The sequence below is a fragment of the Mesorhizobium sp. M0659 genome (assembly GCF_040320605.1).
Taxonomy (GTDB): Bacteria; Pseudomonadota; Alphaproteobacteria; order Rhizobiales; family Rhizobiaceae; genus Mesorhizobium.
Map to the genome: position 1 here is coordinate 13081 of NZ_JAMYPY010000002.1, position 19382 is coordinate 32462.

Sequence of the window (19382 nt, forward strand, 5' to 3'; positions counted from 1 at the left end):
CCAACGGCGAGATCGCACGCCCCAATATAGGCTTAGGGACCGCTCCCCTTGCCGTCGGCAAAGACACCGGACATTCGGTTCGGATGCCTGAGATGGGTCGGCGTGATACCGGTCTGATGGCGGAAGACACGGCTGAAATGGCCGGCATTGGGAAAACCGCAGCGGTAGGCGATGTCGCCGATTGCCAAGTCGCTCCCCTCCAGCAGCGACTTGGCCTGATGTACACGCAGCGCAAGATAGGCGGCCATCGGGCCGATGCCGAGCTCGGCGCCGAACAGCCGCTCAAGCTGGCGCCGGGATAAATGCAACCGGCCCGCGATCTCGGCGACCGACAGCGTCTCCTGGAGATTGCTTTCCATCAGAAGCAGCGCCCGTTTCACCGCTCGGCTCGACGCGGCCGGAAAGAGATCGCCGACGGGCTGCACATCCAGGCTCGAGCGGATGCGGTCGAGCACGAGGATCTTGGCGGCTTTTTCCGCAGCCTTGCGGCCGATGAACTGCGACACGAAATGGCCGGCAAGGTCGGCCGCACCCGTGCCTCCGGCGCAGGTCGAGCGGCCCCTATCGACGGAAAACAGGCTGTCGGCATGGGCGTTCACATCAGGGAATTGGCTGCGGAAATCCTTGATGTGAAACCAGCTGACTGCAGCACTGTAGCCATCGAGCAGACCGTAGCGCGCGAGCACGAAGCTGCCGGTGCAGAGTGCCGTCAGCGGCACGCCCTTTTCGGCCGCCCGCAACAGGAAGACCTCCTTTTCGGAGCTGAGGCTGCGGTTGGTGTCGAGCAGGCCACCGACCACGACGACATTGTCGAACTCCTGCGGATTGCCGATCGCCTTGGTCGGCAGCAACTCGACACCGCAACTCGCCCGGATCGGCAGGCCACGCTCGCCGACGATCTCCCAGTCGAACTCGATCCGGCGGCTGCGGTCGCCTTCATCGCCGGCGAGCCGCAGCGTGTCGATGAACAGCGACAGCGGCGACAGCGTGAAGTCGCGAACCAAGAGAAACGCAAACCGCCTGGCCATTGTTGCTCCGAAACCGTTCCTTCGGGTGGATGGAAGCAATTATCGCGAAAGATGTCGCACAGGCGAGCACGCGGCGCTTTTCAGGAGAAGCCACCGGATGTCGGAGATGAGATCGACGGCCTCAGTGCGGAGCTGGAAATTCTCTGGGTTGTGTGGTGGTCATGGGATGTCGTCATCTACGCTCACACAAGACAGGCAGATGGACCAGTGGAATTGATCAGTATGGCACGGCGTGAGAAAAACCCTATCGTGTTTGTGTAACCTGCAGCACCAAAGCGGAGCCCAAGCCATGACCCTGACCAATCGCGATATCATCGAGCTGACGGCATGGCGCCGCAAGCTGCACCAAAACCCGGAAATCTCCAACGAGGAAGAACAGACCGCCAAGGAAGTCGTCAGCTTCCTCGCCGATACAGCGCCGGACAAGGTGCTGACCGGCCTCGGCGGTCATGGCGTGGCGGCGGTCTATGACAGCGGCCAGGCGGGACCGACGGTGCTGTTCCGCTCGGAGATCGATGCGCTGCCGATCGAGGAGCTTTCGGGCGTCGAGCATGCCTCGCAGGTGCCGGGAAAATCGCATATGTGCGGCCATGACGGCCACACCGCGATCCTGGCCGCACTTGGCCGCCAGCTCGGGCGTGAGCGGCCGGCCCGCGGCCGCGTCGTCTTGATGTTCCAGCCGGCGGAGGAGACCGGCAATGGTGCGGCCGGCGTCGTCGCCGATCCACGCTTTGGCGAGATCGCGCCGGACTTCGCCTTCTCGCTGCACAATCTGCCGGGCGTGCCGTTCGGCGAGGTGCGGCTCAAGCCCGGCGTCGTCAACTGCGCCTCGCGCGGCATCCGCATCGTGGTGGAGGGCAAGACCGCGCATTCCTCCATGCCCGAAACCGGCGTGTCGCCGATGCCGGCGATCAGTCAACTGATGCCGGCGCTTCCGGCACTGGGGCGCGGCACTTTCGCCGATGCTGATTTCAGCATGGTGACCGTCACCCATGCGACCATGGGCGAGGCCGTGTTCGGCATTGCGCCCGGACATGCGGAGGTGTGGGCGACGCTGCGCACAAGGCGCGACGAGCGCATGGCGGAGCTGGTCGCAGCTGCGGAAGCCCTGGCTGCCAGGACCGCGGACGAGCACCACCTTTCCGTGCGCTGCGACTATCACGAGATCTTCGTCGCCAGCATCAATGCGCCGGATGCGGTGGAGCATCTCAACCGCGCACTCGACGAGGAAGGTGTCGCGCGCAGCGAAGAGGCCCTGCCGATGCGCGCCTCGGAAGATTTTGGCATCTTCGGCCACAAGGCGAGCTCAGCCATGTTCTTTCTCGGCGCCGGCGAGCGCCATCCTTCGCTGCACAATCCCGATTATGATTTTCCCGACGATCTGATCCCGATCGGCTCGAAAATCTTCATGCGCACGGCGCGCAACCTGTTGGGGTGAGCGGCCATGCAAGATCCGCATCCTGAACCTGCCTTTTTCCCGCTGGAATCGTCTTGTAGTCGCCTCCTACATTAGGAGGGGCTTGCGGATGAGAATTGCAATGGTCGTCGCGTTGACCGCGACAGTGGCAGGGTGCGTATCGTCTCCGGTCCAGTATGGAGCCTCGCTCTCGACCCAAGACCCGAAATGGGCGACGCCGGAATGCCAGCAGGCCCGCACCGATGCCATGAATTACGACGCGCGCGAGAAGGAGCATCCGGGATGGGCCGCCGGCGTCGTGCTGGGGCCCTACAGCATGGGCCTCGTGGCGGCCATCAAGGAGAACGAGCAGAAGCAGCGAAGGCTGCTCGCACGCGAGGTGCATTTGCAGTGCTCAAGCCTGCCCTTGCCGAGGGATCTGGACTTCGATCCAAAGATCTACGCGCCAAAGCCGACGCATTACCCCTGAGGGTGGCTTGCCGGCGGCGATCATGATGCGCCCTTGGCGTCAGAGGCCAGTCGACCGGCCCGCGCAGCTCGGGTAACAATGACCGTCTTTGGCGAAAGGGGTCCAATGCGGCAAGTGCCCATCGTGATGCAGCCGTTTGGCGGCATGGCGAACAAGATGTTCCAGTACATGTTTTGCCATGTGCTGGCGAAGCGTATCCCCGGTGGCTATGTCTGCGACGCCGACCTGCCGGAATGGTCCATTGCCAGGGTGCGGCCGCCTTTGTTGTGGAAATACCGGCTGCTTCGGGTCGACGGCTATCACCGCTACGACCTCGACGGGATCATAGCCGCGTTCCGCGACAGGCGGGCGCGGAGCATCCGCTTCAAGGGCTTCGCGCAGCGGCTGGGTTATTATGACCGGGACGAGGTCTCCGGGCTGTTCGACGGGCGTGCCGTCGCCGCGCCGACCCATGGCGACGATTTTCTCGTCATCCATGTGCGGGCCGGCGACATCCTCGACGGCTTCCACCGCAACTATTGCCCGATGCCATTCGGCTTCTTCGAGACGCTCATCAAGGATAGCGGCCGCAAGCCGGTCTTCGTCGGCCAGACCCATGACGACAACGATTATTGCCGGCGCCTGCGTCAGCGTTTTCCCGATGCTGTCTTCGCGCCGAAGGCGTCGCCATTGACCGATTTCGAGACGCTGCGCCGGGCGAGCCATCTCGTCACGGGGGTGAGCAGCTTCTCCTGGCTGGCCGGTTGGTTGTCTTCGGCGCGGACGATCCATCTGCCGGTGGCCGGCATATTCGACCGGTGCATCAGGCCGGATATCGACCTGCTGCCCCTTGACGACCCACGCTATCGGTTCCACCAGTTCGACATGGGCGACTGGACGGGCTCTTCGGAGCAGCTTGCGGCATTTTATGGCGATGCGATCCCGTTCCGGCAGGTCGAGCCTCAAGCAGCAGCGGGTGGCGCGGGGAAAGCGTTGCGATGAGAATTCCGTTTTCCGTCAACAGGCCGGTGATCTGCGCGATCATGAAGCTGGAGCAGCCCTATGTGATCGAGTGGGTCGCCTGGCACAAGCTGCATGGCTTCGACCTGATGATCGCCGACAACTGCAGCGCCGGACCGCAGACGGCGGTGCTCCAGGCGTTGCGCGATGCCGGCTGGATCCGGCTGGTCGACTGGCGACACGACACGGTGCTGCCGCAGCGGCGGGCCTATTCCTATCTTTACTGGCAGGCATTGCTCCACGGCTATCGCTATCTGGGCTTCATGGACGCCGACGAGTTCCTCGAGCCGCTCGACGCGCCGCCGTGGAGCGGAGCCGAACTGGTCCGCTCGCTTTTGAGCCGCCCGGGCGTGCGCAGCGTCGCCTTTCGCTGGGTGAATTTCGGCAGCGACGGCAAAGAGGCCTATGACGACGAACTGGTGACGGTGCGGTTTCAAAGGCGCGGCACGCATGACGCCCCGACCGCGCGCTGGAAGAAGTCGTTTGCCCGCGTGTCCTCGGTGCTGCGCAAGGCGCTGCGGGATCCCGGGCAGTTCATGCCGCACCCGCACGGTTTCCGCATCTCGCTGCGCAGGACGCTGGTCGACGGCATGACGCTCGACAAGCACCCGGCGGCCATGCCGATGGAATGGAAGATCGGCTGGATCCGCCACTATGCCGTGAAATCGAGGCAGGAACTGGCCGACAAGCATGCCCGCGGCGGCGGCTTCACGCCGTCGAGCGAGGCGCCGTCGCTGGACGAGTACCGGGTATCGAGAGATCAGAACGATATTCTCGATCCGCTCGACGATGCGACGGTGGGCGCCTTGCGGGCAAAGGTTTCGGAAATCGTCAGGTCGCTCGACCCGGCGGTCATCCCCCTGACGCGGCCGCTTTTCACGCAGCGGGGTTGAGGATCAGCGGCGCGGTAGCCATGCCGTGAAACGACATCGAGGCGCGGCGCTCGGCATTTGCGGCATCGAGCCGCCATCCGGGCGCACGGGTGAACAGGGCTTCTATCATCGCCGCGATCTCGATACGGGCGACATGCTGCCCGAGGCAGACATGCAGGCCGGTGCCGAAGGTCATCGACATGGTTGGCGGGCGCGTGAGGTCCAGCCGGTCGCCATCGGCGAAGACGGCATCGTCGCGATTGCCGCTGCCGAGCACCGGCACGACCGCTTCGCCAGCCGCAATCCTGACGTCGCCGAGGTCGATGTCCTGCGCCGCGATGCGGGCGACGGCGTATTGCACCGAGGCGCCATAGCGCAGCAGTTCGGCCGCCGCGCTGCTCCAGTCGACAGCGCCGCGCTCGAGCAGCGCGCGCTGTTCGGGAAAGCGATCCAGCGCAACAATTGCGTTGCCGAGAGCGTCGACGACAGTCTCCTGTCCGGCAAACAGCATGAAGACGATGTTGGCCACCATGTCCCCGCGCGACCAGCGGCCTTGCGCAACCTCCCGCACCATGCCGGCAACCATTCCGTCCGGCCGGTAGGCCTGTCGAGCCAGCCGCTCCTCGACAAAAGCCTGGCATTCGCGATAGGCCTCGGCGCTTGCTGCCGGCGGCTGCGCTCTTCGCAGGTCGAATGCGCTGGCCATGCGGCGGGTCACCGATTTCAACGCCCAAGGGTCCTCGATCTCGATGCCGAGGATTTCCTGCAGCAGCCAGAAGGACACCGGCACGGCGAGCCCGGCGACGGCGTCGACGCGGCCATCCGCCAGCGCACGCTCGACCAGCTCGTGGCTCAGCGCGCGAAGACCTTGCGTCAGAGCTTCGATGGCCGGCCGTGAGAAAAAGCCAGCGACCGGCCGGCGCAAGGCGCCATGCTGAGGCGGATCGGCGAGCAGCACCGAGCGGCTGAGCAGAGCCATGGGCGCATGGTCGACGAGCTTGCGGCGGACCTCTTCATATGTACCCGGCGGCGCCTGAAGAAGAGCGGGATGCTTCAGCGCGCCCGACACCAGCTCATGGCTGAACACATAATGCGCGTCGGCCAGCTCGGGATAGGGCGCGACGCCGCGCGCAATGCCGCCGGCGGCGCGCATGCGGGCGAAATGCGGAAACGGGTCGTCGCCGAGCGCGAACGGATCGAAATGCGGAGCTGTCATGACGGCTCGAATCTCATGCCTTGAGATTCTTGGCTGAAATGACCCTGAAGCCGCCTGACGTGGCGTCCTGCGGGAAGAAGTCCGGCATGACGTAGAGGAACTCGCATCCGTAGACGCGGTAGTGCATGCGCAGCAGCGGATCGCGGATGATCTCTTCCAGCGGCGGTCTTGTGCCGGTCTGGTTCCAGCGGTCGATGGTGGCGCGGAACCGCGCATCGGCCTTGACATGATCATACTCTTCGCCCGAGGAGCCGGCATAGGACGAGCAGCGGCCATCGCCGATCAGCCAGCTGGCGCCCAGGCGGCGGCCGTGGCTCTCCATCTCCTTCAAGAGCCGCACCGCCGTGTTGGAGCCGCGATGGCTCGGCCGGACGCAGAGATTGTAGGCGTAAAGTGCGTAAACCGGCTCGCTGCGCGGCAGCGATGCATAGGCATCGAAATTCCTGGGGAAATCGGCGCGCACCAGCGGATCCTGGCTGGTCTCGGTAAAGCAGATGGTGCCAGCAAGCAGATCGCCATCGATCGCGCCGAACATGGTGTGTCCGAGTGCCAGCCGGTGGCGGATGGTCGTTTCGCTCGCCTGCAGCGGTGCGACCCAGGCGGCAGCCTCAAGCTCCATCAGCAAAGGGATGTCTTCCAGGTCTAACCGGCGGATGGGTATCGCAACATCGTCTAAATTCATGTGTCGGCTGCCTCGACTTCTAACGCGTTGATGGCGCATGGCAGTTTCTTGCCAATGCGGTTTGCAGCTTCACGGAAACGTCAACCTGTTCTATCTCCTGTTTGACGCATGCCGGATCGAGAACCATTTCACGGCTTTCACAAGCCTGTCTAATTATCATGGTTCCCCTTTGCAATTACATACGGACAACGGAAACGCATGATATTTTACGTCGCGCACCGGGAGCACGCCTACACGCAGGCGGTGGTGCTTCTGTATCACCGGACTGACCTGGAGGCGTGGTTCCGGCTGGTGCGCTACGAGGATGCCGGGCTGCTGCGCGGCGTTCGCGCCGGGGTGGTCATCTGGTCCGACATGGACCGGCTGACATCGGACGAATTGAGCCGCGCGGCCGGCATCAGCGCCGAACTGGCTGACAACACCGGCCTGACGCAGCTCAATCACCCGACCGCCAGCCTGCAGCGCTTCGACCTGCTGCGCCTGCTTCATGCCGACGGCAGCAACGCTTTTCGTGTGTTCAGGCCGGACGAGCTGGAAGAGGCGATACGCTATCCCGTTTTCATCCGCGACGAGACGGGCGCACTCTACAGGGAGCCGCCGCTGCTGCACGACCGGCCGGCGCTGGACGCCGCGATCGCCCGGCTGGACGGTAGCGATCTGGTGCGGCCGATGGTGGTGGAGATGATCGGCACCCCCGGAATGGACGGTTATTTCAGGAAGTACGCGGCGTTTCGGGTCGGCGATACGATCTACGGCCAGCATTGCGCCATGTCGAAATCGTGGTTCGTCAAGAATTCGCCCGAGCAATTGCTGCCGGCGCATATCGAAGAAATCAGGACCTATATCGATACGAATCCTGACGCCAATGCGGTCATGCAGGTCTTCGAAAAAGCCCGCATGCAGTATGGCCGCATCGACTACACTTTCGTGGACGGCAGGCTTGTAGTGTTCGAGATCAACAGCAACCCCACCGTGCTCAGCGACCCGCCGACGCCGTTCGCCATCTATGACCCCAAGCCCTTTGCCGATCTTCAGGCCGACGCGCTGCTCGCGCTGCCGCAGGCTACCGAAGCGGACTCGCTGGCTGCAATCGACACCGCCCACCAGTCGGCGCTGGCCAAGTTGCGGCGCCATTACCAGATGAGGCGGTTGAAGTTAACGCTGCGAAAAGTGCTCAGGAAGAGGAAATAGCCGCCGCCTCCTCCGCAACCCGAAAGTACACCACGTCACGTTTCGTCGGATCTTGTCACAGCCTGCCTGGAACCAAATCACGGGCTAGATTGTTCAAGTTGGTTACGACGCCGACGAGCCCTGCCGGTTGGGTGAGCGGCGCACTTGAGGAGCTCCCACCATGACCATCTCGTCCAGCTTTCGTTCGCTCGCGGTTGCGGCCATCACAACTGTGTCCGTCAGCGCTGCCAGCGCCGCGCATGCCGATAGCGGCACGATCCGCTTTGCCGTCTACAAGGCGGCCTTCTTCGTCGGCGGCTCGGGCGGTGAGGGCACGCTGACCTTCCATGGGCGCTCCTATCCGATCACGATCGGCGGCGTTTCGGGCGGCTTCGCCTTCGGGGTTTCCAAGACCTATTTCCGGGGCACCGTGCGCCATATCCGCAGGGTGCGGGATGCGACCGGGGTTTACGGCGCGGCGGGTGGTGGCGGCGCGCTCGGCAAGGGCGCGCAGGTGATCGTCATGACCAACGACAAGGGCGCCCAGCTCGAGCTTACCGGCCGGCAGGTGGGCCTGCAGGTGAATGCGGATCTGAGCGGGATGGCGATTTCGTTGAAGTAAGGGGCGTTGCGTCTGGGTGGGCAAGGTCGCCCAGGATGGTGGCAACCGCATAGGGTGCTCCCCCACTCCGTCTCGGCTTCGCCGAGCCACCTCTCCCCCACATCCGTGGGGGAAGAGGAAACGCTAATCTCCGAGGTCGCGGCCTTCAAAAGTTTGGGTGTCCCTCTCTCTCGAAAAGCTTGGGTTCCTCCACGCCAAAAAGCTTGGCATTTCCTCTCCCCACGGACGTGGGGGTAGAGGGGGCTCGGCGAAGCCGAGAGGGAGTGAGGGCTGGCGCTGGCCTCGGCCACTACCGCTCCTCCACAATCCGCAAATACGCCGCCGTCACGAACAGCACGATCAGCCCGAACAAGATCCGCCGTGCTCCCTCCGGCATCTGCAGGATGGTCAGCAGTGTTGTCAGCACGGTCAGGATCAGGGCGCCGATGATGGTGCCGGTGTAGCCGCCGCGGCCGCCGAAGATGGAGGTGCCGCCGATGACGGCGGCGGCGACCGAGGGCAGCACCAGCGGTTCGGCGAGCGACAGCGACGGCGCCTTGATCAGGCCGATATAGAGCAGGCCGGTGATGCCGGCGAGCACGCTAGAGGTGACGTAGAGCGCGGTGATGACCTGCCAGTATTGCACGCCCGACAGGCGGGTCGCGCGCTCATTGTCGCCGACGGCGTAGAGCAGGCGGCCGAAGCCGGTGCGGGCGAGCGTGAAGACGATCAGGGCGGCGAGCGGCACGAACAAAAGCAGCGCGTTGGGGAAGCCCCATGTCACGCCGGTGCCGAGCCAAGCCAGGAAGTCGGGGATTTTTGCGCCCGACGCGATCACCGTGCGCTGGTAGACCTGCAGGCAGCCGGTGCCGATCAGGCTGGTGCCCAGCGTCATGATCAGCGGGTGGACGCGGAAGACACCGACGCCGATGCCGTTAACGAGGCCGATCAGCACCGCCGGCATCATCGCCAGGAGGAACGCCACCGCCGGGTCCTGGTTGACCACTTGCGTCGCCATGATGAAGGCGCTCATCGTTGCCACCGTGCCGACCGACAGGTCGATGCCGCCGGTCAGCATGGTCATGGTCTGGCATCCCGAGAGGATCGCCAGCGGGATGGCGAATTTGATGGTGTTGGCGATCCAGCGCTCGTTGACGATGCCGGGGCGCAGGACCTGCAGGACTATAACCAGGATGGCGAGCAGGACGATCAGCGGGATGAGCGGGCGATCGGCCATGAAGCGCTTTATGCGGCGGCCGAAGGGGACCGGGGTGATGGCGGTGGTGCTCATGGGGCGGCTCTTGGTGTTGTGTGCTGCGAGGATGGCGCTCTACGGCGCCCCCCTCTGGCCTGCCGGCCATCTCCCCCACTTGTGGGGAGATTGGCAGCTCCAGCGCCTCGCTCCTTTTTGCAACGTTGAAGGCTGGCGAAAGCGGCGATGACAGCTGATCTCCCCCCTCGTGGGGGAGATGTCCGGCAGGACAGAGGGGGGCGCGAAGGAACGCCGACGTCTCTCTGCGACAGCACACCCATCATTGCCGCCCCCGCATGGTGATAAACGCCCCGAACATCACCACCGCCACCATGATCAGCCCTTCAATAATCGCGGTGACATTCGGGTCGATGGCGAGCAGCGTCAGGTCGGTGCGCACCAGCCTCAACACGAAGACGGCGACGATGGGGCCGAGCAGGCCGCCCTTGCCGCCGCCGAGCGCTACGCCGCCCAGCACCACGGCGGCGACGCTGGCGAGCAGATAGGGGCCGGGGATGGGGGCGCCGATGCCGGTGCTCATGGTCAGCGCCAGGCCGCCAAAGGCGGCGAACAGGCCCGACAGCGCATAGGCGATGATGCGAGTGCGCTTGACCGGCACGCCGGAGCGGAACGCCGCCAGTTCGCTAGAGCCGATGGCGTAGATGGAGAGGCCGAGGCGCGAGCGCCGCAGCGGTATCCAGATGACGCAGAGGCACACGATCAGCACCAGCAGCGCCTTGGGCAGCCAGGCATCTACGGCGTCGGGCAGGCCGGGGATCGGTACCGTGCCGGAGATCAGCGCCTTCAGCCATTCGGCGATGCCACCGCCGGGCGCATCGAGCACCAGCAGGGCGGCGCCCTGCAGCACGAACAGCATGGCCAGCGTGACGACAATGTCGGGCACGCGGGTGACGACGATGAGCAGGCCGTTGAGCGCGCCAAGGCCAAACCCCATGGCCAGCACGAAGGGCACCACGAACAGCGCGTATTCCTCGCTCGCGCCATTCATCATCGACGCCGCGGTGACGCTGGTCAGCGCCATCATGGCGGCGACCGACAGGTCGATGCCGCCGGCGATGACGACCACCGTCTGCGCGGCGACTGCGAAGGCATAGGGCAGAACGGCGCGGGCGAGCGAGCCGAAATCATTGCTGCCATAGGCCGGCTGGATGATCCTGGTGGCGATGAACAGGACGATGAGCAGGGCGAACAGGCCGACAACCCAGCCCTGGCGGCGCAGGAAATGGCTCATGGCGTCGCCTCCGGCGAAGCCGAAGTGTTCGCGGTCGGATCAGCCAATATGCCGATATCGGCCTTGGCGCCGCGCGGCAGGCCGTAGGCGGCGCGCATCAGCGCCGGCTCGTCGGCCTCCTCGACCGGAAAAATGTCGACCAGGCGGCCGCCGAAGATGACGATGACGCGGTCGCAGACGCGCTGCACCTCCTCCAGCTCCGAGGTGTAGAACAGCACCGACTTGCCGTTGCCGGCGAGTTCGCGCAGCAGCTTGTAGATCTCCTGCTTGGTGCCGACATCGATGCCGCGCGTCGGGTCGAAGCACAGGATGGTGCGGGCATCCGCCGCGATCCAGCGGGCGATGGTCACCTTCTGCTGATTGCCCCCGGACAGGCGCTGCACCTCGCCTTGCGCGCGGGTGTCGATCTGCAGCCGCTCGATGGCGCTGAGCACGGTCGTGCGTTCGCGGCACCTGTTGATCGGGCCCCAGTTGCGCAGCGCGGCACTGAAAGGCAGCGCGATGTTTTCGCGCACCGAGCGCTGCATGGCGAGCGCTTCCGAGCGGTCGCCCGGCACATAGGCAATGCCGGCGCGGATGGCGTCGATCGGATGCGAGAATTTCACCGGCTGGCCATCGACTTCGATCGTGCCGCCGGAGGGCCGGATCGAGCCGGCAAGGGCGGCGAACAACTCGTCCTGGCCCTGGCCTTCGAGCGCCACGACGCCGGCCACCTCGCCGTCGGCGAGATCGAAGGAGACATCGCTGAGCTTGGCGCCGACGCGCAGGTTTCGCACCGAAATGCGCGGCCGGGTGGTCGCGGGCGCGGCCTTCTCGGCGGCGCTGCGGGCGGCGACATGAGTTTTCACGATACGGGTGCCGAGCATCAGCTCGACGATCTTTTCCTCGACGCCCGGCACGATGTCGACGACGCCGACGGTCTCGCCGTCGCGCAGCACGGTGGCGCGGTCGCATAGTGCGGAGATTTCGACGAAGCGGTGCGAGATGAAGATCACGGCGCGGCCTGAATCGCCCTGGCGGCGCACCACTTCCAGCACCTTTTCGGCGAGGTTGGCGGGCAGGGCCGCCGTCATCTCGTCAAGCAGCAGCACGTCGGGCCCGACGGCGAGCGCCCGCGCCAGGTCGAGCACGCGCAGCACGGCCAGCGGAATGTCGCGCGCGGTGTCGCGCAGATCGAGGTCAAGAATGCCGAGCTCGCGCACCCAGGCGCGGAACGGCTCGACCGGCGTGCCGGTGAGCCTGAGATTGGAGAGAACGTCGAGATCGGGGATTAGCGACGGCTCCTGGTAGACCGGCAGCAGCCCGGCGCGGCGCGCGGCGGCGGGCGAGCGAATGTCGCGCGCTTCGTCGCGGATCAGGATGCGGCCGGCATTGGCGGGAATGGCGCCGGTCAGGATCTTTACCAGCGTCGACTTGCCGGCGCCATTGGCGCCCATAAGCGCGTGGACTTCGCCGGGCCGGACGGAGAGCGACGCGTTGCGCAAGGCCGCGACCGCGCCGTAGTTCTTGGCGACGCCGGTGGCGTCGAGGAGGGGGCTGGTGGTCAAATCGATGTCCGCATCAGAAATTCTCTTGCTGGCACTCTACGGCGCCCCCCTCTGTCCTGCCGGACATCTCCCCCACTTGGGGGGAGATTGGCAGTTCCGGCGCCGTCCCTCGTCTTGCGACGTAGAAAATTAGCGAAAGCCGAGATGACAGCCAATCTCCCCACCTGTGGGGGAGATGTCCGGCAGGACAGAGGGGGCGCGGTAGAGCGCTAGTCTGTGTGGCGAGGGGGGCCGTTCGCCGTCCTCGCCAGTTCATTCAAACCAGGCTTACTCCCCCGGCCCCTTGCAGGCCACGATCTGCTCCTTCGTGTAGGTCGTCCACTCCGGGATCGAGATCGAGACCGGCCATTCCGGGCTGAGCGACGGGTCGGCGGCTGCCTTCAGCTTGGCCTTGCCTTCGTCGGTGGCGTTGTCCCACAGCTGCGGGTCGACCAGCACGGTCTGCTGCGCCGGCTTCTTGCCGTCGAGGATCTGCAGTGCCAGCGTCACGCCCGCGCCGCCGATCGAGCCGGGGTTGGTGACGGCTGCACCGACGAGACCTTTCACCGAGCTCAGCTGGCCGACGAAGCCGGCATTGTCGGCGCCGACCACCGGCACCAGCGGCGCCTGCGATTCGACCAGCGCGTCGACGATGACGTTGTCGATGCCCGACGTCCACACGCCGTTGAACGGCGTGCCGGTGGCCAGGAACGACAGCATCTGCTGCTTGGCCTGATCCTGCTGCCAGCCGGTGAAGACTTCCTGCGCCACCTTCACGCCGGGGTTTTCGGCCAGCGCCTTCTTGAAGCCTTTGTCGCGATCGCTATCGGCCGAGGCGCCGGCGGCACCGCGCATGTAAAACACCTCGCCCTTGCCGCCCATCTGCTGGAACAGCCATTTGGCGCCGAGATAGGCGTACTGTTCCTGGTTGTTGGAGATGATGTAGGCCGACGGTTCGGTGACCGCCTGGTCGACGGCGACGACGACGATGCCGGCCTTGGTGGCTTCATCGAGGCCCGCCTTGATGCCGGCGGGATCGGCCGGGTTGACGACGATGGCGTCGACCTTGGCGCTGATCAGGTTGCGGATGTCTTCAAGCTGGCCGGCGGCGTCGGTGTTGCGGTGGGCGATGTTGAGCTTGGTCACTTCGCCCGAAGCCAGCGCCTGCGCCTTCATGGCGCAGACCATCTCCTCGCGCCAGCCATTGCCCTGCACGGTGTTGGAAATGCCGATCGTGTATTTGCCTTCGGCCGACGAGACGCCCATCGACGCCAGCAAGGCAGCGCCCGCAAGCAACGGGACCATGGTCAGTATTTTCTTCATGTCAGTACTCCTCCACATTGTTATTTTTCAGTCTCAGGGCCAGACCCTTCGGCAGGATCAGACCAAGCCATTCACCCCGTCATTTGACGAAGGGACGCAGCACGTCGCGGGCGAGCAGAAAGCCCCGCTTGACCTGATCGTCGCTGCCTTCAAAGCGCCTGTCTTCGTGTTCGATGATGACCGAGCCGTCATAGCCGGCGCGGTAAAGGCCGGAGAAGAAGCCGCTCCAGTCGACATCGCCCAGCCCCGGCATGCGCGGCACCTGCCAGCCTATCCCGGCCGAGAGGATCCCGCGCTCGAAAAGTCCATCATGATCAATCATCAAATCCTTGGCGTGGACATGCAGCATGTAGGGGCCGAATTCCCGGATGAAGCGAGCCTGGTCGATCATCTGCCAGACCAGATGCGAGGGGTCGAAATTCATGCCGACCTCGCCGCCCCAGGCTTCCAGGATGCGACGCCACACCTGCGGCGAATAGGCGATGTTGTGCCCGCCCGGCCACTCGTCATAGCTGAAGATCATCGGGCAGTTTTCGAAAGCGAGTTTGACGCCGTGGTCACGCGCATGAGCGACGATCTCGGGCCAGACGGTGAGCGCGTCCTGCCAGTTCACGTCGACGGTCTTTGAGGCATCGCCGCCGCAGAAGGTGTTGACCACGCCCACGCCCATATTGGCGGCGAGCACGATGACCTTCTTCAGATGGCCGATGACCGCCTCGCGATGGGCGGCGTCGGGATGCAGCGGGTTGGGGTAGTAGCCGAGGCCGGAGACCGTCAGCTTCTTCTCCGTCAGCGAAGCGACGATCTCCTTGGCCTGCGCGGGCGAGGTGGAGGCGGCGTCGATATGGCTGGTGCCGGCATAGCGCCGCGTCGCGCCGGAGGTCTTCGGCCAGCAGGCGATTTCCAGCGCCTCGAAGCCGGCCGAGTGCGCCCAGCCGGCGACCTCGCCAAGCGGCGTCTCCGCAAACGGTGCTGTAAGCACTCCTAGTTTCATTCTGCCTCCCTAGACCCGACGACTATAATGCCGATTGTTTGGATCGCTTCAACCTCGCGACCTCATCTTGTTCGAGACTGTGCCGGACAGCCGCCATCGGATCGTCCGACAGCAGGTCGCCCAGCGCCGATGTGACGGCCGCACGGAACGTCCCGTCAGCGGCAAGGCCGGGGTCGAATATCCCGTCGATGGCAAGGATGGCGGACACCAGCGCGCTGGCATCGTGACCGGTCGCATCGGCGATTGCGGCGACCTTGCCGGCATAGGGATCCGACACCGGCCAGCGTCTGCCGAAACGTTCCGAGGCCTGGATCAGATAGGCCATCCAGCCGGCGACCGGCACCGACAGCAGGCCGATGCTCTGGCCCATCGCGAGCCGGTCGCGGATCGGGTTGAGCAGGCGCTGGACGATCTTCTGCGAACCGTCGGTGGCGACCTGGTGGTTGCGGTGGCGGATCGCGGTGTTCTTCAGCCGGGCAAGGCTCTGCTCGACATAGGCAAGCGGCAGGACGCCGGATACCGGCATCAGCGTCGGCACAGTCTCCTCGACCAGCATGCGCCTGATGAAGTCCGACAGCAGCGGGTCGGCCATGGCATCCGATGTGTGCTCGAGACCAGCCAGAACGCCGAGCGTGGCGAGTGCCGTCTGGGCGCCATTCAGCACCCGCATCTTGAGATGCTCGAACGGCGTGACGTCGTCGACGAAGGTGGCGCCGACCAGGTCCCAGCGCGGCATGCGGCCGGCGAATTTTTCCTCGATCACCCACTGCCGGAACGGCTCACCGACAGCGACGGCGGCATCGTGGTAGCCCAACCATTGCTCGACACTGTCGAGGTCATCTTGCGTTACCGCCGGCGCGATGCGGTCGACCATTGCCGCGGGGAACGCGACATTGGCCTCTATCCAGCGGGCCAGCCCTTTGCTCCGCCGTTCGGCAAACGTCCGCACGACATTGTTCAGGATAGTACCGTTGGTCGGAATGTTGTCACAGGAGAGAAACGTTATGGGTCGCCCATGCGTGGCCCGGCGCTGCTCCAGCGCCCGCACCAACAGGCCGGGCACGCTGCGCGGCGTCTCGGGGTTGGCGAGGTCATGGACGATGTCGGGATGGCCGAGGTCGAGTTCGCCGCTCGACGGGGTGTGGCAATAGCCTTTTTCCGTCACCGTCATCGTCACCAACTCGATATCAGGTGAAATCAGCACGCCGAGCGCCGGTGCGGCACTGTCCTGGCTGTCGACCACCCGGACGATGCTGCCGATGACGCGCGCCTCGATGTGGCTGTTTTCGCGGATCAGCCTTGTGTAGAGCCCGCCCTGCCGTCCCAGCGTGTCGGCAAGGCGGGGTGGGCGGATGTTGACGCCGACAATGCCCCAGCGGTCGAAGCGCAGCGAGATGAGATCGTCGGTGTATTCGGCCTGATGGCAGCGATGGAAGGCGCCGACGCCGAGATGCGCCATGCCGGGCGCCAGCATCGTGCGGTCATAGGACGGTCTCTGCACCGATGCCGGCAAGCGGTCGAGCAGCGCCGGCCCAAGCGTTTCGGTGGAAGCGCTCACCGGTTCGCCCCGATCACCGCCTGCTCCTGGTCGATGACCGCGCCGGTCATCGGGCCGGCCGCGTCGGACAGCAGGAAGACGGCGAGGCTGGCGATGTCGTCCGGCGTCAGCAGCCGGCCGAAAGGCTGCGCGGCATTGGCCTTGTCGAGCCAGCCAGGGCCGTTGCCCAAAGTCTCCGCCTGCATGATGCGTTCGGCCGGCGTGTCCGTCCAACCGACATTGATGCCGTTGACGCGGATGCGGTCGAAACGGTGGGCGTTGGCGGCGTTCTTGGTCAGCGTCGCCAGCGCGCCCTTGGTGGCGGAATAGACGGCAAGCTCCGGCGAGCCGCAATGGGCGTTGATCGACAGAATGTTGAGAATGGCGCCACCTTGGCCGCGCTGCTTCATGTCGGCAATCGCCGCCTGCATCAGGAAGAACGGCGCGCGCGCATTGACGGCAAACAGTGACGCCCAGTCGTCGAGGCTGGCGTCGAGGAAAGAGGCGCGATCGGTCAGGCCGGCGGCGTTGACCAGCGCATCGATGCGGCCGAAGCGCTCGATGCAGGCTTGCGCCAGAAGGGTGGGGGCGTCAGCATCGGCAAGGTCGGCGGCGACGAAGATCGTCGGCGTGCCCATTTGCGAAAGCTCGGCCGCCACAGCCTCGCCACGCGTCTTCTCTCGGCCGGTGACCAGCAGCCCGGCGGCACCGGAACGCGCCAGCGTCTCGGCAATGGCGCGGCCAATGCCTTGCGTCGACCCGGTGACCAGAGCCACCTTGCCGTCAAGCCGGATCTCCATTCCTCCTCCCGGGAATAAAGTTTCTATTTTGAGAAATATGGAACGACAATTCCCGATAGTCAATTGGACCAGTGACGCCTCATTCGCCGCGCCGCGCCGCCACGCCATGGACCAGCGCCATCCCAACGGCGAGCGAGGCCGCCAGTGAGCGGAAGCCGGCAAAGTCGGATTCCACCACTTCCAGCCAGCTGTCCGAGAGCGGGATCAGCGGGCTGAAGGTGCTGTCGGTGACGGTGACGATACGCGCCTTGCGCTCATGCGCCACCGCGACGAGATCGGGCGTGATCGAATTGTAGGGGCTGAAGGAGACAGCGAGCACGGCATCCCGGCCGCCGATGCAGCCGATCTGGTCGAGTGCGGAGGACCCGACATTGTCGACCAGCACGTTGCGCACGCCTTGCTGCGAGAGCGTCAGCGAGAGATAGGCGGTGACGGGAAAGGCGCGCTTGGAGCCGATGACATAGATCAGCTCGGCCGCCGCCAGCAGCGCCACCATCTTGTCGAAACTCTCGACGTCGAAGCCGGTCTCGATGCGGCCCAGCGAGGCCTGCGATGCGCCGACCATGCCGTGCAGGAAATGCAGATTTGGCTCGGTCTCGGTGCGCGGTTCGCCGCGCCCTTCCGGCCATGAGCCCTTGATGTGCTCCTTGAACAGGCCCTGGAAATCGGAAAAGCCGGAATAGCCGAAGATCTGGGCAAAGCGCACCAGCGTCGAGGGCTGCACGCCGGCCTGTGCCGCAACCTGCGCGATGGTGCCGAGCGCGACGTCGCTCGGATGCTGCCACAGGAAGATTGCCACCTGGCGCAGCCGCTTGGGGAAATGCACCGTGCCCGACGACAGCACCGCGCGTAGCTCCTCATAGGTCTGCGGCTGGATGTAGCCAAGCGCGGCCAGCGAGCGCCCGCGCTTGCGCGTCGCCGCCTCGTCGGTGCTGGACCGTCCGGATGCCTTGCTTGCCCCACTCATGATTTCAGGCTAGCGCGATACGATCGTTTTACAATATGAAAATTGGAAATCATGTTCGAAAGCGGTGTGCCGGGAGGAGCTTGAAAATGGTCTACGCAACATCGGACGGATCAGCCGGCAAGCGGCTGCGGGTCGGCATGGTCGGCGGCGGCCGCAATGCCTTTATCGGCGCCGTGCATCGGCTGGCCATGCGCCTCGACGACCAGATCGTGCTGGTCGCCGGCGCTCTGTCGTCGGACCCAGAAAACGCCGCCGCGTCGGCTGCCGAGATCGGCATCGCGCCGGAGCGCAGCTATGCCGATTACCATGTCATGGCAAAGGCGGAAGCTGCTCGGCCAGACGGCATCGAGGCGGTGGTCATCGTCACGCCCAATCATCTGCACGCGCCGATCGCCACGGCCTTTCTGGAGGCCGGCATCAACGTCATCTGCGACAAGCCGCTGTCGACGACGCTGGATGAGGCCGAGGCGCTGGTGGCGCTGGCGCGGGAGAAAAAGCGTCGCTTCGTCGTCACGCTCAACAACACCGGCTACGCCATGGTCCGCCAGGCGCGCGAGATGGTGGCGGCGGGCGCGCTTGGCCGCATCGTGTCCGTGCATGGCGCCTACATCCAGGACTGGCTGACCAAGCCGATCGACGCCGAGGGCCAGAAGCAGGCGGAGTGGCGCACCGATCCGGCGCGCGCCGGGCAGTCGGCGGTGCTGGCCGATATCGGCGTGCATGCCTTCAACCTGGCAAGCTATATCTCCGGCTGTGAGGCCGAGGCGGTGTCGGCCGATCTGTTCACTGCCGTGCCGGGACGCCGGCTCGACGACAATGCGCATGTGCTGGTGCGCTGGACCGGCGGGGCGCGCGGCACGATCCTCGCCAGCCAGACCTCGCCCGGCCACTACAATGATCTCTCGGTGCGCATCTATGGCGACAAAGCCGGGCTCGAATGGTCGGGTGGCCGGCCGGAGGAATTGCGCTTCTCACCATATGGCGAGGAAACCCGCACGCTGGTGCGTGGCGGTCACGGCTCGACAGCTGAAAGCCAGCGCGTGTCGCGCATGCCAGCGGCGCATCCGGAGGGATATATCGAGGCCTTCGCCAATTTCTACCGCGACGCCGCCGATATCATTCGCGCGCACCGTTCGGGCGGGACGGTTGATCCGGCGCGCGCGGCACAGGTGCCCGATGTCGTCGATGGCGCGCGCGGGGTGAAGTTTGTGGCGGCGGCGGTGGAGTCGAATGCTGCGGGTGGGGCTTGGACGGCGGCAAGGTTCGGGTGAGGCGAG

18 protein-coding genes are annotated in these 19382 nt (G+C 65.2%); 7 read left to right on the forward strand and 11 right to left on the reverse strand.

What is annotated here, in order from left to right:
- Nucleotides 1–32: 32 nt before the first annotated feature.
- A complete protein-coding gene (locus NKI31_RS03235) occupies nt 33–1028 on the reverse strand; it encodes a GlxA family transcriptional regulator (RefSeq protein ID WP_352650392.1) in 996 nt (331 codons plus the stop codon).
- Between the two features lie 289 nt (nt 1029–1317).
- Between NKI31_RS03235 and NKI31_RS03240 the strand changes: the two genes are divergently transcribed.
- From NKI31_RS03240 to NKI31_RS03255, 4 genes are all read left to right on the forward strand, one after another.
- Entirely contained in the window at nt 1318–2466 is a 1149-nt protein-coding gene (locus tag NKI31_RS03240) for an amidohydrolase (protein WP_352650394.1), read from the forward strand.
- Nucleotides 2467–2554: 88 nt separating this feature from the next.
- On the forward strand, nt 2555–2914 hold the full coding sequence (locus NKI31_RS03245; RefSeq protein WP_023691921.1) for a hypothetical protein: 360 nt from the start codon (nt 2555–2557) through the stop codon (nt 2912–2914).
- A gap of 105 nt (nt 2915–3019) precedes the next feature.
- On the forward strand, nt 3020–3895 hold the full coding sequence (locus NKI31_RS03250; RefSeq protein WP_023686531.1) for an alpha-1,2-fucosyltransferase: 876 nt from the start codon (nt 3020–3022) through the stop codon (nt 3893–3895).
- Nucleotides 3892–4806 carry a glycosyltransferase family protein gene (locus NKI31_RS03255; RefSeq protein WP_352650396.1) on the forward strand — a complete coding sequence of 305 codons (915 nt, stop codon included), beginning with the start codon at nt 3892–3894 and terminating at the stop codon, nt 4804–4806. The genes NKI31_RS03250 and NKI31_RS03255 overlap by 4 nt, the downstream gene beginning before the upstream one ends.
- On the opposite strand, the gene NKI31_RS03260 is transcribed toward NKI31_RS03255, so the two are convergent.
- Entirely contained in the window at nt 4790–6001 is a 1212-nt protein-coding gene (locus tag NKI31_RS03260; RefSeq protein ID WP_023686529.1) for a cytochrome P450, read from the reverse strand. The two genes, NKI31_RS03255 and NKI31_RS03260, sit on opposite strands and share 17 nt — an antisense overlap.
- A 13-nt stretch (nt 6002–6014) precedes the next feature.
- The gene (locus NKI31_RS03265; protein WP_352650397.1) at nt 6015–6683 is read right to left on the reverse strand and encodes a GNAT family N-acetyltransferase; all 669 of its coding nucleotides are present in this window, start codon (nt 6681–6683) and stop codon (nt 6015–6017) included.
- A gap of 198 nt (nt 6684–6881) precedes the next feature.
- Between NKI31_RS03265 and NKI31_RS03270 the strand changes: the two genes are divergently transcribed.
- Together NKI31_RS03270 and NKI31_RS03275 are read left to right on the forward strand one after the other, a co-directional pair.
- On the forward strand, nt 6882–7874 hold the full coding sequence (locus NKI31_RS03270; RefSeq protein ID WP_352650399.1) for a hypothetical protein: 993 nt from the start codon (nt 6882–6884) through the stop codon (nt 7872–7874).
- A 160-nt stretch (nt 7875–8034) separates the two neighbouring features.
- Nucleotides 8035–8475 (forward strand): lipid-binding SYLF domain-containing protein, encoded by a 441-nt coding sequence (locus NKI31_RS03275; RefSeq protein WP_023686526.1) that lies wholly within the window; start codon nt 8035–8037, stop codon nt 8473–8475.
- Between the two features lie 289 nt (nt 8476–8764).
- Here the strand turns inward: NKI31_RS03275 and NKI31_RS03280 are convergent, their stop codons facing one another.
- The 8 genes from NKI31_RS03280 to NKI31_RS03315 form a co-directional block, all read right to left on the reverse strand.
- Complete coding sequence (locus NKI31_RS03280; RefSeq protein WP_352650401.1) at nt 8765–9745, reverse strand: ABC transporter permease; 981 nt, start codon at nt 9743–9745, stop codon at nt 8765–8767.
- A 241-nt stretch (nt 9746–9986) separates the two neighbouring features.
- Nucleotides 9987–10958, reverse strand: a complete 972-nt coding sequence (locus tag NKI31_RS03285) for an ABC transporter permease (RefSeq protein ID WP_023710849.1) — start codon at nt 10956–10958, stop codon at nt 9987–9989.
- On the reverse strand, nt 10955–12505 hold the full coding sequence (locus NKI31_RS03290; RefSeq protein WP_352650403.1) for a sugar ABC transporter ATP-binding protein: 1551 nt from the start codon (nt 12503–12505) through the stop codon (nt 10955–10957). Before NKI31_RS03290 ends, NKI31_RS03285 begins: the two co-directional genes overlap by 4 nt.
- 267 nt (nt 12506–12772) lie before the next feature.
- Nucleotides 12773–13807 (reverse strand): ABC transporter substrate-binding protein, encoded by a 1035-nt coding sequence (locus NKI31_RS03295; RefSeq protein ID WP_352650405.1) that lies wholly within the window; start codon nt 13805–13807, stop codon nt 12773–12775.
- A 79-nt stretch (nt 13808–13886) separates the two neighbouring features.
- Entirely contained in the window at nt 13887–14801 is a 915-nt protein-coding gene (locus NKI31_RS03300) for a sugar phosphate isomerase/epimerase family protein (protein WP_352650407.1), read from the reverse strand.
- Nucleotides 14802–14823: 22 nt separating this feature from the next.
- Complete coding sequence (locus tag NKI31_RS03305) at nt 14824–16359, reverse strand: mannitol dehydrogenase family protein (protein WP_352650409.1); 1536 nt, start codon at nt 16357–16359, stop codon at nt 14824–14826.
- On the reverse strand, nt 16356–17138 hold the full coding sequence (locus tag NKI31_RS03310) for an SDR family oxidoreductase (RefSeq protein ID WP_352650411.1): 783 nt from the start codon (nt 17136–17138) through the stop codon (nt 16356–16358). Before NKI31_RS03310 ends, NKI31_RS03305 begins: the two co-directional genes overlap by 4 nt.
- A gap of 79 nt (nt 17139–17217) precedes the next feature.
- A complete protein-coding gene (locus NKI31_RS03315; protein ID WP_352498316.1) occupies nt 17218–18105 on the reverse strand; it encodes a MurR/RpiR family transcriptional regulator in 888 nt (295 codons plus the stop codon).
- Nucleotides 18106–18191: 86 nt separating this feature from the next.
- Between NKI31_RS03315 and NKI31_RS03320 the strand changes: the two genes are divergently transcribed.
- Nucleotides 18192–19376 (forward strand): Gfo/Idh/MocA family protein, encoded by a 1185-nt coding sequence (locus NKI31_RS03320; RefSeq protein ID WP_352650413.1) that lies wholly within the window; start codon nt 18192–18194, stop codon nt 19374–19376.
- The last annotated feature ends 6 nt before the right edge of the window (nt 19377–19382 follow it).